Origin of the sequence: Clostridium sp. AF34-10BH (genome assembly GCF_003478095.1) — a bacterium.
Classification (GTDB): domain Bacteria; phylum Bacillota; class Clostridia; order Lachnospirales; family Lachnospiraceae; genus Acetatifactor; species Acetatifactor acetigignens.
In genome coordinates this window covers 94,060-113,758 of the sequence record NZ_QUEC01000005.1, presented here as the reverse complement: position 1 = coordinate 113,758, position 19,699 = coordinate 94,060, and the positions used below count along the sequence as shown (strand labels likewise).

Here is a 19,699-nt window from a genome sequence, read left to right as displayed (position 1 = left end):
GTAAATGTGTATGGAAGAAAGATTACAGGGAAATCCGGTATCTGAGGGAATTGCTTATGCGAAATCTTATATCTACATTCCCGGTACACTGACAAAGGCTCCGGAATTTTTTCCCAAGGGTCAGGAAGAGGAAAAATATCGGGAATTCAGGGAATCCTGTGAAAAGGCAGACAGTGAACTGGTGACATTGTACAACGGTATGTGTAAAGAGGATCCGGATAAGGCAAAAATCTTCAGTGCACATCGGGAATTACTTCAGGATGAAGAAATCCTTGATGAGATCCGGGAGACAATCTGTGAGGAAAACATGAATCCGGACAGCGCGGTCAGTAAGGTGTATACAGAATTTGCAGAATTGTTGGCCGGTGTGGAGGATCCGTTGATTGCCGAGCGCGCGGCGGATCTTAGAGATGTCAGAGACCGGCTGCTCCGGATTCTGTCGGGGCAGGAAACGTCTAAGCTGTCTTCGTTTTCGGAAGATGTAATTCTGGTAGCCCATGACCTATTACCCAGTGATACGGCCACCATGGACAGAAAACATATCAAAGGAATCCTGACGGAGGTTGGCGGAGTGAATTCACATTCCGCAATCCTGGCAAGAAGTTACGGAATTCCTGCAATTCTGGGAGTTCCGAATGTTACGGAAAAAATTCCTACAGATACTATGCTTGCCATGGATGGTTTGACCGGAGAAATATTTGTCACACCGGGAGAAGAATGTATTTGCGATATCAGGGAAAAACAGACATCTTTTTTCCGCAAAAAAGAAGCAGAAAAAAATTTTTTAAACAAACCTGCAATTATGAAGGACGGAACAGAAATAAAGATAGGAATCAATATCGGCTCGCAGGAATTTGATGTTCCGACAGACCGGTACGATTTCATCGGCTTGTTCCGTACAGAATTTCTTTATATGGAAGGGAAGGAACTTCCGGGGGAAGAAACACAATTTGAAGCCTATAGGCAGGTTGTGCAAAAGGCAAAAGGACATCCGGTTACTTTGCGGACACTGGATATCGGCGGAGATAAGACATTGCCCTACATGGAATTGCCGAAAGAGGACAATCCTTTTTTGGGGAAAAGAGCAATCAGGCTTTGTTTTGCGGAAAAAGAGTTATTTTTAACGCAACTGCGTGCGGCACTGCGTGCTTCTGCTTACGGACCTCTGCAAATCATGTTTCCGATGGTCGGGAGTCTGGAAGATATTCGCAAGGCAAAAGAGTACCTGAATCTGGCAAAAGAGCAGCTGAAAGAGAGAAAGCAGCAGTTTGATGAACAGATCAGAATCGGTATTATGATAGAGATTCCCGAGATTGCCTTGATTGCAGATCTGGCGGCGGAAGAGGTGGATTTTGCAAGCATAGGATCCAATGACCTGACGCAGTATTTGTCGGCTGCGGATCGGATGAATCCGGAGGTGGCCGCTTATTACAGAAGTGATTCCACGGCAATGCTTAGGCTGCTGCGGTTTGTCTTTCAGGAATTTTCCAAACGTGGAAAAGAAATCTCCGTCTGCGGAGAAATGGCAGGGAATCCGGAGACCGCCCAATTGCTGGTGGGACTGGGAGCGAGAAAGCTGTCTATGAGTAGTGGAAATATCGCCGGTGTAAAGGCAAAACTGGCTGAATGTACGTTGCAGGAGCTGACAACTTTGGCAGAGAAAAAACTATGAACCCTCTTGACAAAAAAATGAAATGTGTTTATATTCATAACAGTGTTATATAACACTGTTATGAATATTTTTTTGGAGGAAAAAGTGACAAAACCAATCGAAGGAGTTTCAGAGAGAATTCTCGCCTGTGCCAGAGAAGAATTCCTGGAGAAGGGCTATTCCGAAGCGTCGCTTCGCACGATTGCAGCCAAGGCAGATACCACTACCGGATCCATCTATTCCCGGTTCGTAGACAAGGAAGGGTTGTTTTGCGCGATTGTGGAACCGGCGGCGGAAGGGCTGACGCAGATCTTTTTAAAGACCCAGGAGGCGTTTCATGCGGTAGAGGCGGAGGAACAGCCTAAGGCGATGGAGACTTATATCACGGGCGGTATGGATGAAATGCTTGACTATGTTTATGACCGGTTTGATGATTTCCGGTTACTTTTGGATGCCTCTTATGGTACCAAGTATCAGGATTTCGTGGAACATCTGGTGGACATTGAGACGGAGTATACCTACAAGTATATGGAAGCTACGAAATTCCTACAGGAAGGCAGCATGATCACCGAGGAGTTCCTACATATCATGTCGAGAGCCATGTTTGACAGTATGTTCGAAGTCGTCAGACATCGCATGGACAGGGATACCGCCAGAAAATATCTGCATATGCTGGAGAAGTATCACTACGGCGGATGGGGAGCCATCATCAAGCTGGGGTGAAGCATAAGATAAGACTGCTATGGAAGATTACGGTAGCAGTCTATCTTAAAAACCGACGGTTAGTTGAAACTAATTCCAAATAAGCAGTGTTAGATAGGAAAGACAATAGAGCCTCAAATGTCCGGAAAAGAGAAATGATGAAAAGCAGGGCAAAATGAAAAGAAATTCTAGAAATTAAAGAGTTACATTAAATCAAAAAAATTAATTTAAATCAAAGGGAAAGAGGGAAAGATCACATGAAAAAAGAAAGCTCTATGCAGAAGCTGTTCGCTTATGCGGGCAACTACAAGTACCTGATTATCGCGTCATGGATTCTGTCCGCGGTCAGTGCCCTGATCGCATTACTGCCGTTTTATTATATTTGGCGGATCATGCAGGAAGTTGTACTGGCAGCACCGGATTACAGCAAAGCGCAGAATCTGTCCGGCTTGGGCTGGCGTGCGGTGGGATTTGCATTGTTATCCATGTTCATCTATATCTGCGGACTGCTGTGTTCCCATATTGCCGCATTCCATGTACAGGCCAATATGCGAAGCACCCTGATGCGGCACATTCTGACGCTTCCGATGGGTTTCATGGACAGTGAAGGCAGTGGCAAGATCCGCAAGATCGTCAACGAATCCACTGCGGCCACGGAGACCTACCTGGCACATCAACTGCCGGATAAAGCAGGAGCAGTGGCAACGCCTGTGGGACTGTTGCTTTTGCTGGTAGTATTTGACTGGAAACTGGGCTTATTAAGTCTGGTGCCTGTAGTATTTGCATTTCTCATCATGGGAGCCATGACCGGTCATCGCATGAAGATCAAAATGGAAGAGTACCAGAATGCGCTGGAAGAAATGTCCAGCGAGGCGGTGGAGTACGTCCGCGGTATCCCGGTGGTCAAGACCTTCGGACAGTCGGTCTTTTCCTTCAAGCGTTTCCAGACTTCGATTAAGAAATATGAAAAATGGACCATCGCATATACGAAAGATCTGATGTGGCCCATGGTCGGTTTCACTACATTGATCAATGCCATTTTTGCGATTCTCATTGGTGCTGCCTATTGGTTCGGCGGAGCAAACGGTGATCCGGAAATACTAATCAATCTGCTGTTTTACATCATCATTACCCCCGTGCTGACTGTGACCCTCGGTAAGATCATGTACGGCGGCGAGAATCAGATGATCGTGGAGGATGCTCTGAAGAGAACTGATGGTATCTTAAACAGAAAACCTCTGCCGGAGGCAACGACGAAGCAGGAGATTCCGGAATATTCCGTTGCGTTGCAGAACGTATCCTTCCGTTATGAAAATGCCGAACGCGATGCCCTGCATCAGATCAATCTGGATATCAAAGAAGGAGAGCATGTCGCATTTGTCGGTCCCTCCGGCGGCGGTAAGACCACGCTGGCAAGTCTCATTGCCCGTTTCTATGATACCACAGAAGGTAAGGTATGCATCGGCGGCGTGGATGTGAAGGATATTCCTTCCGCACAGTTGATGAATATGGTGTCCTTCGTATTTCAGGACAGCAAATTGCTTAAGATGTCCATTTACGATAATGTCCGCATGGGCAAAAAGGATGCCACCAGAGAAGAAGTCATGGAAGCTCTGAAAAATGCCCAGTGTGAGGACATTATTGCAAAGCTGCCGGACGGTGTGGATACCGTCATCGGAAGCCAGGGTACTTATGTATCCGGAGGTGAGGCACAGCGCCTGTCCGTTGCGAGAGCGATGTTAAAAAATGCACCGATCCTGATCCTGGATGAAGCTACCGCTTTTGCTGATCCGGATAATGAGGCGAAGGTACGGCAGGCATTTACGAAGCTTTCCGCAGGCAAGACCGTGATCATGATCGCACACAGATTGTCCTCGGTTGTGGATGCCGACCGCATCTGTGTGTTGAAGGATGGCGGAATTGTGGAACAGGGAAACCATGAAATATTGCTGGGACAAAACGGACTGTATGCCCATATGTGGGAAGAGTACAATAAATCCGTCAGCTGGAAAGTAGGAAAGGGGGAGAAATAGAATGAGTAGCTTACAGGCAAAATTGCAGCATAAATACGCGCTTTCCGAAAAAGGTGCGAAGGATATGATAAAGGCATTTGTATCCGTAACATGTTCCGATCTGGTGTTGATGTTCCCGGTATGGATGCTGTATTTTCTGGTAAGAGATTATTTACAGGGCACCATGGCAGGCAGAGGTGTTTTCTACATTGTGGGCTGCGTACTCTGTCTTCTTCTGATCGCGCTGACAACGTTGGTGCAGTATCGTGCCACGTTCCTGGCAACTTATGTGGAGAGCGGTGTGCGCAGAATTGCTCTGGCAGAGCAGCTGCGTAAGATCCCGTTATCCTTCTTCGGAAAAAAAGATCTGTCCGATCTGACAAGTACCATTATGGCGGACTGTGCCACCATGGAGACTGCATCCTCCCATTTCATTCCGGAACTGGTTGGTTCCTGTATCTCCACCACACTGATCGCTGTGGGTACCTTTTTCATGAACTGGAGAATGGCAATCGCAGCACTGTGGGTACTGCCTGTGTCTTTCCTCATTGTGGGATGTTCCGGCAGGGTACAGAAGAGCTTAAGTAAGAAGCAGATGAAATTAAAAATGGACTGTGCTGACGGGATTCAGGAGTGCCTGGAAACGGTGCGTGACCTCAGAGCCAACAATGCACAGGCAGAATACATGGAAGGCCTGGAGGGCAAGATTCGCGCGGTGGAGAAGCATGCGCTGACAACGGAACTTGGAACAGCAGTCTTTGTTGGCGGGGCGCAGATGATCTTAAAGCTGGGAATCGCTACGGTGGCATTGACAGGTGGAATTTTGCTGGTGAGAGGCGAAATTGATGTATTAACCTTTTTTGTGTTCCTGCTGTTAGTGTCAAGAATGTACGATCCCCTGCAGGTGGCGCTGCAGAATCTTGCAGCCATTATCAGTACCGGTGTGCAGAGCGAGCGACTGGACGAGATTCTGTCTGCGAAGATTCAGACCGGTGCGGATACCATGGATCCGGCAGGCTATGATATCGAATTTTCCCATGTGGGATTCTCTTATGACAATCAGGATACTGTCTTAAAAGATGTGACTTTTACGGCAAAACAGGGAGAGGTGACCGCCCTGATCGGTCCTTCCGGCGGTGGCAAGACCACTGTGTCCAGACTGGCTTCCCGGTTCTGGGATATCCATAAAGGTAAGATCACCGTGGGCGGCATGGACATCTCCACCATTGATCCGGAGACATTGATGTCCCTGTACGCCATTGTATTCCAGGATGTGACATTGTTTAATAATACGGTGATGGAAAACATCCGTATCGGCAGGCAGGATGCTACGGACGAAGAAGTGCTGGCTGCGGCAAAACTGGCGCATTGCGATGAGTTCGCGGAGAAGCTTCCGAACGGCTGGCAGACCATGATCGGTGAGAACGGTTCGGAACTGTCCGGCGGTGAGAGACAGCGTATCTCCATAGCCAGAGCATTCCTGAAGGATGCGCCCATTATCCTGTTGGATGAAGCGACGGCTTCCCTGGATGTGGATAACGAGACGATGATTCAGGAATCCCTGTCCAAGCTGATCCGTAACAAGACCGTCATGATCATTGCGCACCGCATGCGTACCGTGGCGGATTCGGATAAGATCGTGGTATTGAAAGACGGCGTGGTGGCAGAACAGGGAACACCTGCAGAACTGGAAGCAAAAGACAGCATTTACCGGCATATGAAAGCCACTCAGATGGAGGCTGCCGGCTGGACATTATAATCAAACAGCCTTTTTAAAAGGAGCGGTCCGCTTGTTTACAGGCGGATCGCTTTTAGCATATTGCGTAATTCCTGCGAACGACATATAATACAATCCAACGGCAGAAAATTATCCAATGGAGAGGAACACAGAGGAATACCATGCAGATAGCAGCAATGAAAAAAGACGATTTTTACCGGCAGATGTTCAAACTGACCATCCCGATCATTATACAGAATCTGCTCAGTGCAGCAGTGAATTCCGCGGATGTTATTATGTTAAACTATGTGGGACAGTCCGCAATATCCGCAGTATCCCTGGCGTCAAATTTTTCAAATGTCCTGTTTATGGTATATTACGGACTGGGGACGGGAGCCACTCTCTTGTGCGCCCAATATTATGGAAAGGGGAACCTGGAAGCAATTCATACGGTAGAGGGAATCACACTTCGTTTCTCTATGGCAATCTCAGGTATTGTTGCGCTGATTGCATTTTTCCTTCCTCAGAAGATGATGCTTCTCTTTACTCCTGATCAGGAGCTGATCACCATCGGTGTCTCTTATCTGCGGATCATGGGCATCACATACCTGTGCTGGGGCATCACGGAGGTGTATCTTGCCATCCTGCGAAGCGTAGGTCGTGTGACGGTCAGTATGGTGTTGAATATGCTGGCTTTCGTATTGAATGTCATTCTGAATGCCACCTTTATCTTTGGACTGTTCGGCATGCCGAAGCTGGGAGCTACCGGTGTCGCCATTGCCACAGCCCTGTCCCGACTGGTGGAACTGGTGGCATGCTTCATTGTATCTTTCTTGAGCAAAAATGTAAAACTGCATCCGAAGTACCTGTTTGTTCACAGTAAGGTGCTGACACAAGATTTCATGCGTCTGTCTCTGCCCGCACTTTGCAACGATGTGTCCTGGAGTGTGGCGTTTTCCATGTATTCCGTGATCCTGGGGCATCTGGGAACAGATGCGGTGGCCGCTAATTCACTGGTCGTCGTAGTGCGCAATATCGGCACGGTGTTCTGTTTTGCCATTGCCAGTGCAGGTGGCATATTACTGGGAAATATTATGGGACAAGGCGATCTGGAGAAGTCGAAGAGTTACGCTTCCCGGATGCTGAAGATGACGGTAATCGCCGGAGCTATAGGCGGCCTGATCGTACTGGCAATTACCCCCTTTGTGTTACGGTTTGCTACATTGAATGACACTGCCATGCATTATCTGAAATACATGCTGCTCATCAATACTTATTATATTATGGGCGCTGCCGTGAATACGGCGCTGATCGCCGGAGTATTCCGTGCCGGCGGAGATACGAAGTTCGGACTGATCTGCGATACGATCGATATGTGGTGCTATGCGATCCCTCTGGGATTCTTCGCCGCATTTGTACTAAAACTCCCGGTGCTGTGGGTCTATTTCCTGTTATGCACCGATGAATTCGTCAAATGGCCCTGGGTCATTAAGCATTACCGCAAGGGCAGATGGGCGAAGAATATTACCAGAGAAGAAGTATGAGCCTGATTTAATTACATAGCCTTTTCCTGCTCTTCCTGAATCTCGGGGAAAACAGATAACATGGGTTTCACGTCTTCTTTTTTAATGATACGTGCCACGTAATTTTTTGTGATCTTCATTACTACGGGCGACAATGCAATGACACCAATCAGGTTGGGAATCGCCATCAGTCCGTTGAAGGTATCCGACAGATCCCAGGCAAGTCCCAGATTCATGGTACAGCCGATAAAGATCATCAGCACGAAAGCTACCTTATAGATAATCGTTGATTTGGTGCCGAATAAATATTCCCATGCCTTGGAACCGTAATGACTCCAGCCAAGTACCGTGGAAAAAGCAAACAGCAAGATCGCAATCGCAATGAAAGCAGGACCGAAGCTGCCGAAAACCGTTGCAAAAGCCTGACCTACCAGAGCGGAACCTGAAGAATCAACGAGCACAGCACCAGTGTCTAAGTCGATCAGTCCGGAGGACAGCACGGCGAAAGCTGTCAGTGTACATACGACCATGGTGTCGGCGAATACTTCGAAGATACCCCACATACCCTGACGTACGGGCTCTTTCACGTTGGAACTGGAATGCACCATAACGGAGGAACCAAGACCGGCTTCGTTAGAGAATACACCACGCTTCATGCCCCAGGTCAGCGCCAGCTTCACACTGGAACCCACGATACCGCCGCCTACGGCTTTCAGACCGAAAGCGCCTTTGAAAATAGCGGTAAATACAGCACCTATGTGACTGATGTTGGCGAAGAAGATTACGAGAGCACCGAGGACATAAGCAATTGCCATAAAAGACACCAGCTTCTCAGTCACGGAAGCGATTCTTTTTAATCCACCGACGATAACGAGGGCACCTACGAGTACCAGAACAATACCGGTCACGGTTGCGGGAATCGAAAAGGCGGAAGTCATATTGGCAGCGATGGAATTCACCTGACTCATGTTACCGATACCGAAGGAAGCCAGCAGACAGAAAGCTGAGAACAGCGTTGCAAGTATTGCGCCGATCTGTTTACATCCCTTATAGGAACCGAGACCATCCTTCAGATAATACATGGCACCGCCGCTCCATTCGCCCTTGGAATTCCTGCGGCGATAGTAGATGCCAAGTACATTTTCCGAGTAGTTCGTCATCATGCCGAAGAAAGCTACGATCCACATCCAGAAGATAGCACCGGGGCCACCGGCCACCAGAGCGCTGGCCACACCGACGATATTACCGGTACCGATGGTGGCGGCCAGTGCGGTGCACAGCGACTGGAACTGGGAGATGGACTGATCATCAGCATCCGTGTGCTTTGTTACGTGTTGGTCGTGAAAGATGCCGCCTACTGTATTTTTGAACCAGTGTCCGATGTGGGACAACTGGAAAAATTTCGTCAGGATCGTCATCAGGATACCGGTGCCCACCAACAGCACCAACATGGGAACACCCCATACGAAACCATTGATGGCATTGTTCACATTGGCTATGAGCTCTACCATATACATTCTCCTCCTTTGTTTTCAGGTAAAAGAAAAAGCGCAGACACCCGAAGATGTCCACGCTGACATAGTTACCTGATCTGTATTTCGTTTCTGATTTTTTCCCAGTATAACATATAGGAAAAGATGCCGCAAGAGAAAATTTTTCTCAAAACCCCTATTGACCTAAAGTTAGCTTTAGGTATTATGATAAAATCATCCCGTAAGAAATGTCTCTAACGTGGAAAATCAAGCATATCGAAAGCTACGGCGCCAACAGCGGCTTCCCTGTATACGGCGGAAAACTGTAAGGCGAACCGTCAGTGTGACGAAAACAGGAAATGCGAGCGATTACGAAAAGTAATGGCTCGCATTTTTAGCTTTGTATTTCGAATTCATGCGGATGGAGTCCAATTCCGCCTTACTGAACCGGCGGATCCCGGACTGCTTCTCCAGATTCGGGAAAAAGCCCTCTTTATCATAATATCTTAAAGAGGAAATCGGTAAATTTGTCATTGCGGAAACTTGTCCGATACTGTACGTATATAATCCTCCTTGTTTTTGCGAAGCAAAAATCCGAGCTTCATGTCGAGGAGAGGATTTCGTCTCCCTGCATAAAATTATCTAAAGCTGACTTTAGGTATTACTACTGTTATTATAAAGTGGCAATATGCAAAAAACAAGAGTTTTGTACTATAAAGTTTCCCCCGGGCTGTGTCGATACTATTTATATAGGAAAATACATACACCATGGATGGATAAATAGCTACGGATGGCTGCCTCATGTGAGGCGACCATCCGTTTTTGCGTGAAGCGAGAACATCGCATGCCTGCATGAAGATTTGACGGGCATTGCGACAGGGCAGCAATCACTGCTCAGAGAGGGAGAGTACTATGGCAATAACAGGAATCGGCTACGGAAGGACATTTGTGTATGAGGCACAGAAGCGAGTAAATGCAGGGGATGTACAGAGTGCGCAGGGAAGTGCGACGGAGACAGCAGAATCCCGTTTCGCGGAGAGCATTGAGGAATTGGCAAAAGAAGACAACACCGTGAAGACTCCGGTGACCCGCGGCGTACAGCTGGCCCGCCATATCGAGGGAAAGGACAAGGTGCCCTATGGAGAAATGGCTGAGGACGGCGTCATTGAATACAACGGGGTGACCTTCGTCTGTGATTATGAGCACAACCGCCTGACACTGGGGGATACCACCAATAAAGAGGATTGCATTAATATTCCGTTGTCCGGCGGCGGAAGCCTGCTGGTGAACCGGGACAACATTGATGCCCTGTCCAAGGCCATCGGCATGTTCAGGCCGGAGGATGTGAAACGGATCCTGGAGGCGCTGGCAAAGGATAACAAGATCCAGCAGATGAAGAAAGAACTGGATGACATGGAGAACGGCGATGATGTGGATAACAGTGAGGAAGCATCGGAGACCGCCGACACGGACAAGGCAGCGGGAACGGATCCTTCCGGGACGGCCGGAGAGCCGGGAAAAGAGGATTTAAGTCTCATGGCACAGATCAAAGAGAAGATGCAGGAGATCTACGACAAGCTTCAGAACGGAGACACGGATACCAAGTTCCAGATCGGCAATCAAGAATTTACGATCAAGGAGTGGGATCATTTCTTAGAGAAATTCGACAGTGTGCAGGATGCCACCCGGGCGGCACTGGAGGAAAAAATCGAAAAGGAAAAGGTAGAACGGCTGGAAGAGAAACTGACAGGTATGTCGGAGACAGCAGAAGAGCCGGATGAGGTGGATAGTATCCTGGCCCAGAGTGTGAAAACCACAGAAGAGGGCAGTGACCCTAAGACCTGGTATATCACCTGCTTTAGCGAAGATGGCATCTGGTGTAAGAAATTCACCGAAGGACAGGAAGGAGAGGATCTGTGGCGTATGGAATTTACGGATCCTTCCCAGTACCAGAAGGTGTTAAATTATTTACAGAGCTTCGCAGAGGGGGAAGAAGTTCCGCATGCAGAGGAAGAGGACTTCTGGAGAAGATTCCTTGAGGAAGACGCACGGTAGATCTGGCGTCAATCCGGATTTTTCCGATATTCCCGAGGAGATTTTCCGTATACTTTTTTGAACAGGTCCTTAAAATAATTGCTGTCGTTGAAGCCGTATTCCAGAGCAATATCCGTGATGGAGCTGTTGGTGGTAAGAAGCGCCGTCTGGGCGTGCTTGAGCCGTACGTAATTTAAATATTCCTTGAACCCCATGCCGGTGATCAGTTTGAATTTCTTGCTGAAATAGGTGGGGCTTAAGGAAGCCACGTAGGAGACATCTTCCAGTGTCAGTGGCTTGCGGAAATTATTATAAATGTATTTTGTGGCAAGCAGGATGTCCGCATCCCGGGAGTTCAGTAGATCCGGCTCCTTCTCATTCATGACGGAATGCCGCATCAGCAGGAGCAGAAGCTCTTCCAGATAGCAACGCTCAAAATGTTCGGAGTATTGGTCGAAGCGGGAATTCTCGGTGAGCATACGGGTCAGCAGAGAGTGCAGATATTCCTGGTATACCGTAGGAACGCTGCCCATGAAAGAATGCAGCTGTAGCCCCTGCCCGGATATGGAAGTGAGGCTGTCGGCAGACCGGTCCGATAAATGCAGATATTCTTCTTTGAAATAGATCATTACGATCTCGCAGACCTCTCCGGCAGAATACAGAGAGTGATGCAGTTCCCCCGGGGCAATGAAGACCAGATCTCCGGCTTCCATCTGATAGACAGTATCTTTTAACAGGAAACGGCAGCTGCCGGACCAGAGATAGAATATTTCATAAAAGCTGTGATAATGATCGGGCTGCAGCGGAGAAAAATCGCCTCTGCGGCCTTTTTCCACGATGATACGGTCAATATCCTTTCTGCCGCGTCGGCCTTTTTTGGTTGTGATATCCATAGCTGCTCCTTCGCTTTTTAAATCTACTTTCATTGATACAGTCAGAATACCACAAAAAAACAGTATTTTCAACACAAACAAGCAATAAAAACAGCAGTAAATATAAATAAATTACGCTATTATAATAACTGAAAAAGGAACCCGCCTCTTTCAAAAATACTTTTCTCTCTATCCCCCTCGGTACACTCCCCCCTCGCCGAGGGGAATTTTTTGCGCAAAAATCACAGAAAACAGGCAGTCTCGTTACAATGGATTGCGCATTTTCCAAAGGATTGTTACCATAAGGGTACAGATAGGCCGGCATACGGTGCTAAAGCAAAGATGCTAAAGCAAAGGTGCTAAAGCACCTGAGAGTTTGCAGAGTACAGAAAGGTATAGGGATTAGTATGGATAAAAAGAAAACGGGCAATCTGATCCGGGAAGCCAGACAGCGCAAAAATTATACCCAGAGTGAACTGGGAAGGATGTTAGGGGTGACCAACAAAGCGGTATCCCGGTGGGAGAATGGAGAAAGTTTTCCGGATATCGGCGTATTAGAGTCCCTGTCCCATCTGTTGGAACTGCCGATTCAGGACATCGTGACCGGAGAGCGGGCGGGAGACCGGGAGGAGGCTGTGACGGAAGTCGTGAGACTGGCAAAGCTCCAGGAGCAGCGGAAACGTGAAAAGAGGATCCTGTATCTGATCGTGCTGGGGCTTTTGATCTATAACTGTGTCATCGGGATCTGTTTATTTTCCGGAAGAGGGTTGTTTGGGGGAAGAGATATTGCCTGCCAGGTGGCCGGGATCTCCATGGCGGGGACGCTGACGATGCTGGGGCTTGTATACCGGTATTTCGGAAAGGAAGAGGATGTGAAAATGATTCCCTCCAGTCAATTAAGCAGAGGACTTGGAATAGCATCCCTTGCGATGCTATTGTGGAGTGTTGGAATCATGTATTTAAGCTTCGGAATGGTCCGGGCAGGAAGTGTTCCCCTTGGTATGGAACTCAGCTCCCTGGGACCGTTTTTGAACAATCAGCTTTGTGCGGGCTATGCCCTGAATGTAATATTTCTGGCAGTGGAAATGTACCGTCTGCTCATGGAGCGGACGGTACTGCATCCGGGATGTGTGATCTCACCGGCGGTCATCTATCTGGATTTCTTTTACATAGACATTCTGGGCCGGATGGATACCCTGGACAGCGTCTGGAAGGCACTGGACAGAGGGACGGTACTCATATTGCTGGAGGCAGTGTCGGGAATTGTATTTCTGTTTATACAGTCCCACCGTTCTCGTTCTCACGCATCCGATAGCCCACACCAATCTCAGTGAAGACATACTGGGGCTGCGCGGGATTCTGTTCCAGCTTTCTGCGGATGTTCGCCATGTTGACACGGAGGATCTGATTATTATTGTCCATATAGGGACCCCAGATGGCATTCATGATATAGCTGTAGGTCAGGACTCTGCCGGAATTTTCCGCTAAAAGTGTAAGCAGCTGGTATTCGATCTGGGTCAGATGTATCTCTTCGCCCCGCAGGCGGATCAGTCGTTTTTCGAAATCAATCTCCAGATCCAGTGCCTTATACACATGGCCGGGAGCCTGGGCGTGGCTGTGCCGCAGAGAAGTGCGGATCCTTGCCATGAGCTCGCCGGTGCCGAAGGGTTTTGTGATATAATCGTCCGCACCCAGATCCAGAGCGGAGACCTTTTCCTGCTCCTTGGTGCGGGCAGATATGATGATCACGGGAACATCGCTCCAGGAGCGCAGCTTTTGCAACACATCCAATCCGTCCATGTCCGGCAGCCCTAAGTCTAGCAGGATCACGTTGGGGCAGAAAGAAGTGCTGAGACTAAGTCCCTCTCTGCCGTTTAAGGCATGCATGATCTTGTAGCCTTCCCGGTCCATGGTAGCGGTGATGAAATTACTGATACTTCTATCGTCTTCGATTAAGAGAACTTTGATCTTATTCATATCTGAGATCCATATCCTTTCCGGTATTTTCAACAGTTCTATCGTATGTGGCTGAGAGTACACTTATTTTTCCGAAGCGAGAGCTTCCGCCTTGGGAAGTGTGAAACAGAATTCCGCGCCATCCGCATGATTCCTGCCACTCAGCGTTCCGTGATGGGCGGTGATGATGGTCTTGCAGATGGACAGACCGATACCCATGCCTTTGCGGGAATCCGAGCTCCGGGAATTGTTGTAGGTACCCGTCTCGAACAGATTCTGTAATTTTTCTTCCGACAGTCCTTTTCCGTAGTCTCTCACAATAAAAGAGACATGCTCCGGATGATCCTCCACGATGAAATCAATGGGCAGGATACTTCCGGAATGAACGATGGCATTTTCCAGCAGATTGATGGTGACCTGCTCGATCAGCACCGCATCCATGGGTATCATCAGAAATTCCTCGGGGATCCTGACCCGGATGGCGGCATCGGGATAGCGTTTTTTCAGCTTCTCCAAAGCTTCTCCCACCACTTCCTCCACCGGCTCCTCTGTGGTATTGATGCTTAAGCTGTCTCCCTGGATACGGGTGACGGACAGCAGATTTTCCACCATATTCAACAGCCAGTTGGAATCCTCGTAGATATTGGTCATGATCGTACGCTGTTCGGTGGAGCTTAGATCGTTCTGACTTTCCAGAAACAGGGAGCTGTTGCCGATGATGCCGGTGAGCGGCGTGCGCAGATCGTGGGAGATGGCGCGCAGAAGATTCGCACGCATCTTTTCCATTTCGGCTTCTGCCAGCCGCTTTTCCCGCTCTGCGATCATCTCGGACTGGATGGTCATATGAGAGGTCATGGTACACAGGATCAGAGTGATCCCACTCATCAGCAGGAAGGTGATAGGGTAGCCGGTCAGAGTGAAATTAAGCTTATAATACGGATAGGTAAACAGATAATTGATCGCTATTACGGAAAAAAGGGTGCAGGCAATGCCGTAGCCGTAGCCCACCGTCCATCTGGCGATGATCACCAGTGCCAGAATGTAGAACAGTGCTACATTGGCATGGTTGTCCGGGACAATATGCTGATATAAAAAAGAGGCAAGTGTAGCGCACAGCATGCAGGCAGCACAGATCAGGATACTGATGGCGTGCCTGGTAAAGGGTGGTTTTAAGCGGAAGCTTTTCCGCGGTGATTTTTTATCGGAAAATGATCGGAACACGGTGTGATCCTCCATGAAATATTGTTAGTTATTTTGTAAATTTATTATAACTATAGTACCATTACTTTGCAATGCAAGGTGTAAAGAAGTAGTTAAGGATATATGAAAACCGGAATATTTTCCCCTAAAGCTGTGGCAAAAGGCAGGCAGGTAGCCTCCGGAAAAGCTAAGACACAAAAAATAGGAACATATACTTTCGTTAGGTTGACATCAGGAAAAACATTAGATTAAAATGTAGTATGGCGGCGGTCCTGAAAGGGCGGACCGTCTATGTGGACAGGAGAGGAGTAGGTTATGTTTCTGACAGGATTGGCACTATTGCCGGCCATCGCACTGGTGGTATGGATCTACAGACAGGATAAGGTGGAGAAGGAGCCGAGGGGATTATTGTGGAAAATATTCCTGTTCGGCGTGTTGTCCGTGATCCCGGCCATGATACTGGAAATCATTCTGGATGAAGTATTTCTGGTATTTGTGGATGCAGATACGCTGTGCTACGTGATCCTGGATAATTTTATCGGGGTGGCACTGATCGAGGAACTTTGCAAGATGAAGGCGGCCAAATGGGCGGCATGGAAGCATCCAGCATTCAATTATAAATTCGATGCCATCGTGTACTGCGTGACTTCGGCATTGGGATTTGCAGCCATTGAAAATGTTCTGTATTGTCTGGGCGGTGACTTTGGGACGGCAGTGACCAGAGCCCTGTTGTCCGTGCCTTCCCATGCCATCGATGGCGTGATCATGGGATATTTCTTCGGTGTGGCGAAGGAGGCAGAACTTGCAGGCGATAAAAAACGCAGGAAACGCTACCTGAAGCTCAGCGTGTTCATGCCGATGATCGAACACGGTATCTATGATTCCGCATTGTCTCTGGATGCGGACTGGATCTTCGTTTTCTTTTTCCTGTTTGTGATCGTGGTGGATGTCTGGGCCTATAAATTTGTGAAAAAGCAGTCTGGGCAGGACCGGGAGCTATCTGCATAAAGATTGCGTTAAGAACCCGTGAAAATTTTATAAATTCACGAAAAACGGTAGGATCGGGTCTTTGCTTCATGTTAAGATAAAGAAAACCTAAAGAAAGGAAAGACCAATATTGAAGTTATTGAATCCAAAGATCCGGCAAAAATTTGCAGAATCCTTGAAGGCGGTCCTGCCGGTAGTAGGGATCGTGATCGTATTAAGCTTTACCATAGCTCCAATTACCTCCAGTATCCTGCTGTGCTTTCTGGTGGGGGCGGTGATGGTCATGGCCGGTATGATGTTTTTCACCCTGGGTGCGGAGATGTCCATGACCCCCATGGGAGAAAAAGTGGGTGCCAGAATGACCCAGAGTAAAAATATTCTGCTGATCGTAGTGTTATCTTTTCTGTTGGGAGTGGTGATCACCATTTCCGAGCCTGACTTGCAGGTGCTGGCGACACAGGTGCCTTCGGTGCCGAACATGACGCTGATCCTGGCAGTGGCAGTGGGCGTGGGAATCTTCCTGGTCATTGCCCTTCTGCGTATGCTGATCGGTGTGGCACTGCCGCCGTTGTTAACTTTTTTCTACATAGCAGTGTTCGTTCTTGCATTTCTCGTACCGGAGAATTTCCGGGCAGTGGCGTTTGATTCCGGAGGTGTGACCACGGGACCCATGACCGTTCCTTTTATCATGGCACTTGGTGTCGGTATTGCGTCCATCCGTAATGACCATCATGCGGCAGACGACAGCTTCGGTCTGGTAGCACTGTGCTCCATCGGCCCGATCCTGGCGGTCATGGTGCTGGGGCTGATCTATAAGCCGACCAATGCGGATTACCAGCCGGTGGCAATCCCGGAGATCGCTGATTCCGTGGAACTGGCGCAGCTTTTTGCCCATGGGATTCCGGATTATGTGAAAGAGATCGCACTCTCATTACTTCCCATTGTATTGTTTTTCGGTCTGTTCCAGATATTTGCCCTGCGGCTGTCGGGGAAGACACTGGCGAAGATTCTGATCGGTCTGATCTATACTTATATTGGTCTGGTACTGTTTCTGACAGGGGCAAATGTGGGCTTTATGCCTGCCGGTAATTACCTCGGTCAGGTCATGGCAGCCAGATCCTACAGGTGGGTACTGGTGCCGGTGGGAGCACTGATCGGTTACTTTATCGTAAAAGCGGAGCCCGCGGTCTATGTACTGAATCATCAGGTAGAGGAGCTGACGGACGGCGCCATTTCGGCCCGCTCTATGGGCGTGAGCCTTTCCGTGGGTGTCTCCTTATCCGTAGCACTGGCGATGATCCGCGTGCTGACGGGGATCCCGATTCTATGGTTTTTGATCCCGGGCTATGGTGTGGCGATCGGACTATCCTTTTTTGTACCGAAGATATTCACAGCGATCGCCTTCGACTCCGGCGGTGTGGCAAGCGGACCCATGACAGCTACCTTTTTACTGCCGTTAGCGCAGGGCGCCTGTGTGGCGGTGGGCGGCAATTTAGTCGCAGATGCTTTCGGTGTGGTAGCAATGGTAGCCATGACACCGCTGATCACGATCCAGATATTGGGAATGGTATATCAGTTAAAGCAGCAGAAGAGCGGTGCAGGCGTATTTGCCGGTGCGGCGGATGCATTTGGTGCTTTGGATGAGAATGCCATCATTGAACTGTAGGAGGTGTGCCCATGAGTGAATTATATATGATGGTCACCATCACCAATCGTCAGCTGACGAGGAAATTCGTGGAATGCTATAAAGAAAAAGGCGCACAGGTCGGCAGTGTTACCGTCGGCATGGGAACCGCGGCGAATGAGATCTTAGATTATTTTGGACTGGACGGCATGGAGAAGAGCGTATTGTTCCATCTTGTCACAGATGCTTCCTGGCGGCAGATCAAGGCTGCTCTGCGTAAGAAAATGCAGATCGATCTCCCGGGAATGGGAATCGCATTTATCATTCCCGTGAGCAGTGTCGGTGGTAAGAAAGCATTGAATTACCTGACCTGCGGGCAGGAATTCGTAAAAGGAGAGGAGTCCACATTGAAAGAGACGAAGAATGAGCTTCTGGTAGTGATAGCCAATCATGGATATACGGAACTGGTCATGGATGCAGCGAGAGAAGTACATGCGGCAGGCGGCACAGTCATCCATGCCAAGGGCACCGGAACAGAGAATGCACAGCAGTTTCTGGGCGTGACACTGGTGCCGGAAAAAGAAATGTTGTTCATTGTGGTAAAAAGTGAGCAGAAAAATTCCATCATGCGTGCTATAATGGAAAAAGCAGGACTGGAGAGTAAGGCACAAAGCATCGTATTCTCCCTTCCTGTGACAGATACTGCAGGCATGCGCCTGATGGAGGAGATGGGAGAGACATGACAAACGGCTTATCCGGACCCAGGAAGCAGTTCCTGGACGTGCTCCGGGTACTGGCAACCTGTGCAGTGGTGCTGATGCATGTACTGACAGGTGCGACAGATGTGACAGATGCGTCGATAGTGCCGGAATACCGGTCATTATTGCTGTCAGTTATGGATTTGGTGACCTGGTGTGTTCCTATATTTTTATTGATGTCGGGATATTTGTTCCTGAATCCGGAACGTACATTGACTTATCCGGTCATGATTAAAAAATATTGCAGGAGGATTGCGCTGGCGATCCTCCTATTCGGCGTTCCGTATGCAGCTTCCGAGCTGGTAGTGGCGGAGCGGACCTTCCGGATCAGGATGATCCCGGAGGCACTGAAGATGACTCTGACGGGACATACCTGGTCCCATATGTGGTATCTGTATTTGATCTTGTTTTTATATCTGATCACGCCGCTTCTGAAAAAAGTGCTGCGGGTGCTGCCGGTGTGGGGTGTTGCGGCAGTGATGGCAGTGATCTTCTTAGGAAGCAGTGTGGCACCGTTTCTGAATAAGGTACTGGATGTCAACAGTATTCCGGTATTGCCGGATGGCGGTGTGTATTTCCTGTATTATCTGTGTGGATATTTCTTCGCGGTGAGAGAAGTATGTGTGGACAAGGCAGAGAGTTCCGGCACGTCCGGGAAAGGCATGGAAGCCGGGCTCGATACGGAGCCGGTCAGAGGGAAACGGATAGGAAACGTGTGGCTGATGGCAGCGGCAGTGCTGATGATGGGAATGATCCTCAGCAGGACACTCGCCGGATTCTCCATCCAGATGGCATACAATTATCCGTTTACAGTACTGCTTGCAGTGCTTCTGTTCGCTGCAGGATGGAATGGAAGACGGGACGGCGCGGCTTCTACTGCCCGGGAGAAAACACACCGGATCCCCTGGCAGGAGGCGGGAGCTTTGAGCTTTGCCGTATACCTGGTACATCCGGTGTATGTGAACCTACTGTATAAATTTGTGAAGATCACACCCTTTACAGTGCTGGAACAATGCGGTGTGCAGTCTGTAGCCGCGGGACAAGTGGTATTGATTTTGTTGCTGGCTGCATTCTGCCTGGTAGTGCTGGCACTGGCAACGGCGACCGCATGGGTGCTGCGCAAGATCCCGGTGTTAAGAAAATATGTGCTATAGAAGAAAGGAGCCTCACGAGGGGGCTCCTTTTTGCGAT

The 19,699-nt window shown here is 48.8% G+C and carries 16 protein-coding genes; 11 read left to right on the top strand and 5 right to left on the bottom strand.

The window, feature by feature from the left end; translation table 11 throughout:
* Positions 1-10 precede the first annotated feature (10 nt).
* From ptsP to DWZ61_RS06165, 5 genes are all read left to right on the top strand, one after another.
* On the top strand, positions 11-1,672 hold the full coding sequence (gene ptsP, locus DWZ61_RS06185; protein ID WP_182427020.1) for a phosphoenolpyruvate--protein phosphotransferase: 1,662 nt from the start codon (positions 11-13) through the stop codon (positions 1,670-1,672).
* Between the two features lie 84 nt (positions 1,673-1,756).
* A complete protein-coding gene (locus DWZ61_RS06180) occupies positions 1,757-2,374 on the top strand; it encodes a TetR/AcrR family transcriptional regulator (protein ID WP_182427019.1) in 618 nt (205 codons plus the stop codon).
* 236 nt (positions 2,375-2,610) lie between these two features.
* Complete coding sequence (locus DWZ61_RS06175) at positions 2,611-4,386, top strand: ABC transporter ATP-binding protein (protein WP_118537797.1); 1,776 nt, start codon at positions 2,611-2,613, stop codon at positions 4,384-4,386.
* 1 nt (position 4,387) lies between these two features.
* Complete coding sequence (locus DWZ61_RS06170; RefSeq protein WP_118537796.1) at positions 4,388-6,124, top strand: ABC transporter ATP-binding protein; 1,737 nt, start codon at positions 4,388-4,390, stop codon at positions 6,122-6,124.
* 140 nt (positions 6,125-6,264) lie between these two features.
* Positions 6,265-7,626 carry an MATE family efflux transporter gene (locus DWZ61_RS06165; RefSeq protein WP_118503429.1) on the top strand — a complete coding sequence of 454 codons (1,362 nt, stop codon included), beginning with the start codon at positions 6,265-6,267 and terminating at the stop codon, positions 7,624-7,626.
* 11 nt (positions 7,627-7,637) lie between these two features.
* On the opposite strand, the gene DWZ61_RS06160 is transcribed toward DWZ61_RS06165, so the two are convergent.
* Together DWZ61_RS06160 and DWZ61_RS06155 are read right to left on the bottom strand one after the other, a co-directional pair.
* The gene (locus DWZ61_RS06160) at positions 7,638-9,116 is read right to left on the bottom strand and encodes an alanine/glycine:cation symporter family protein (protein ID WP_118537795.1); all 1,479 of its coding nucleotides are present in this window, start codon (positions 9,114-9,116) and stop codon (positions 7,638-7,640) included.
* A gap of 330 nt (positions 9,117-9,446) precedes the next feature.
* On the bottom strand, positions 9,447-9,629 hold the full coding sequence (locus DWZ61_RS06155) for a MerR family DNA-binding transcriptional regulator (protein ID WP_334303217.1): 183 nt from the start codon (positions 9,627-9,629) through the stop codon (positions 9,447-9,449).
* 360 nt (positions 9,630-9,989) lie between these two features.
* Between DWZ61_RS06155 and DWZ61_RS06150 the strand changes: the two genes are divergently transcribed.
* On the top strand, positions 9,990-11,132 hold the full coding sequence (locus DWZ61_RS06150) for a hypothetical protein (RefSeq protein ID WP_118537793.1): 1,143 nt from the start codon (positions 9,990-9,992) through the stop codon (positions 11,130-11,132).
* Positions 11,133-11,140: 8 nt separating this feature from the next.
* Here the strand turns inward: DWZ61_RS06150 and DWZ61_RS06145 are convergent, their stop codons facing one another.
* Entirely contained in the window at positions 11,141-12,004 is an 864-nt protein-coding gene (locus tag DWZ61_RS06145; RefSeq protein WP_172594788.1) for an AraC family transcriptional regulator, read from the bottom strand.
* Between the two features lie 386 nt (positions 12,005-12,390).
* On the opposite strand from DWZ61_RS06145, the gene DWZ61_RS06140 reads away from it, so the two are divergent.
* Positions 12,391-13,317: a helix-turn-helix transcriptional regulator gene (locus DWZ61_RS06140; RefSeq protein WP_118537791.1), complete on the top strand. Its 927-nt coding sequence runs from the start codon at positions 12,391-12,393 to the stop codon at positions 13,315-13,317.
* Here DWZ61_RS06140 and DWZ61_RS06135 read toward each other — a convergent pair.
* A complete protein-coding gene (locus tag DWZ61_RS06135; RefSeq protein ID WP_118537790.1) occupies positions 13,259-13,960 on the bottom strand; it encodes a response regulator in 702 nt (233 codons plus the stop codon). The two genes, DWZ61_RS06140 and DWZ61_RS06135, sit on opposite strands and share 59 nt — an antisense overlap.
* A 63-nt stretch (positions 13,961-14,023) precedes the next feature.
* Positions 14,024-15,160, bottom strand: a complete 1,137-nt coding sequence (locus tag DWZ61_RS06130) for a DUF4118 domain-containing protein (protein WP_243026363.1) — start codon at positions 15,158-15,160, stop codon at positions 14,024-14,026.
* 294 nt (positions 15,161-15,454) lie between these two features.
* Here DWZ61_RS06130 and DWZ61_RS06125 point away from each other — a divergent pair, with 294 nt between their 5' ends.
* The 4 genes from DWZ61_RS06125 (at position 15,455) to DWZ61_RS06110 (ending at position 19,662) form a co-directional block, all read left to right on the top strand.
* Positions 15,455-16,147, top strand: a complete 693-nt coding sequence (locus DWZ61_RS06125) for a PrsW family glutamic-type intramembrane protease (RefSeq protein ID WP_118537788.1) — start codon at positions 15,455-15,457, stop codon at positions 16,145-16,147.
* 109 nt (positions 16,148-16,256) lie between these two features.
* Positions 16,257-17,792 carry a DUF1538 domain-containing protein gene (locus DWZ61_RS06120; protein WP_118537787.1) on the top strand — a complete coding sequence of 512 codons (1,536 nt, stop codon included), beginning with the start codon at positions 16,257-16,259 and terminating at the stop codon, positions 17,790-17,792.
* A gap of 11 nt (positions 17,793-17,803) precedes the next feature.
* Positions 17,804-18,493 (top strand): P-II family nitrogen regulator, encoded by a 690-nt coding sequence (locus tag DWZ61_RS06115; RefSeq protein ID WP_118537786.1) that lies wholly within the window; start codon positions 17,804-17,806, stop codon positions 18,491-18,493.
* The gene (locus DWZ61_RS06110; RefSeq protein ID WP_118503453.1) at positions 18,490-19,662 is read left to right on the top strand and encodes an acyltransferase; all 1,173 of its coding nucleotides are present in this window, start codon (positions 18,490-18,492) and stop codon (positions 19,660-19,662) included. Before DWZ61_RS06115 ends, DWZ61_RS06110 begins: the two co-directional genes overlap by 4 nt.
* Positions 19,663-19,699 lie beyond the last annotated feature (37 nt).

Excerpts from the sequence above, each read along its gene's own strand:
- ptsP (WP_182427020.1), top strand. The coding sequence starts at position 11 with ATGGAAGAAAGATTACAGGGAAATCCGGTATCTGAGGGAATTGCTTAT.
- DWZ61_RS06175 (WP_118537797.1), top strand. The coding sequence starts at position 2,611 with ATGAAAAAAGAAAGCTCTATGCAGAAGCTGTTCGCTTATGCGGGCAAC.
- DWZ61_RS06170 (WP_118537796.1), top strand. The coding sequence starts at position 4,388 with ATGAGTAGCTTACAGGCAAAATTGCAGCATAAATACGCGCTTTCCGAA.
- DWZ61_RS06165 (WP_118503429.1), top strand. The coding sequence starts at position 6,265 with ATGCAGATAGCAGCAATGAAAAAAGACGATTTTTACCGGCAGATGTTC.
- DWZ61_RS06160 (WP_118537795.1), bottom strand. The coding sequence starts at position 9,116 with ATGGTAGAGCTCATAGCCAATGTGAACAATGCCATCAATGGTTTCGTA.
- DWZ61_RS06150 (WP_118537793.1), top strand. The coding sequence starts at position 9,990 with ATGGCAATAACAGGAATCGGCTACGGAAGGACATTTGTGTATGAGGCA.
- DWZ61_RS06145 (WP_172594788.1), bottom strand. The coding sequence starts at position 12,004 with ATGGATATCACAACCAAAAAAGGCCGACGCGGCAGAAAGGATATTGAC.
- DWZ61_RS06140 (WP_118537791.1), top strand. The coding sequence starts at position 12,391 with ATGGATAAAAAGAAAACGGGCAATCTGATCCGGGAAGCCAGACAGCGC.
- DWZ61_RS06135 (WP_118537790.1), bottom strand. The coding sequence starts at position 13,960 with ATGAATAAGATCAAAGTTCTCTTAATCGAAGACGATAGAAGTATCAGT.
- DWZ61_RS06125 (WP_118537788.1), top strand. The coding sequence starts at position 15,455 with ATGTTTCTGACAGGATTGGCACTATTGCCGGCCATCGCACTGGTGGTA.
- DWZ61_RS06115 (WP_118537786.1), top strand. The coding sequence starts at position 17,804 with ATGAGTGAATTATATATGATGGTCACCATCACCAATCGTCAGCTGACG.
- DWZ61_RS06110 (WP_118503453.1), top strand. The coding sequence starts at position 18,490 with ATGACAAACGGCTTATCCGGACCCAGGAAGCAGTTCCTGGACGTGCTC.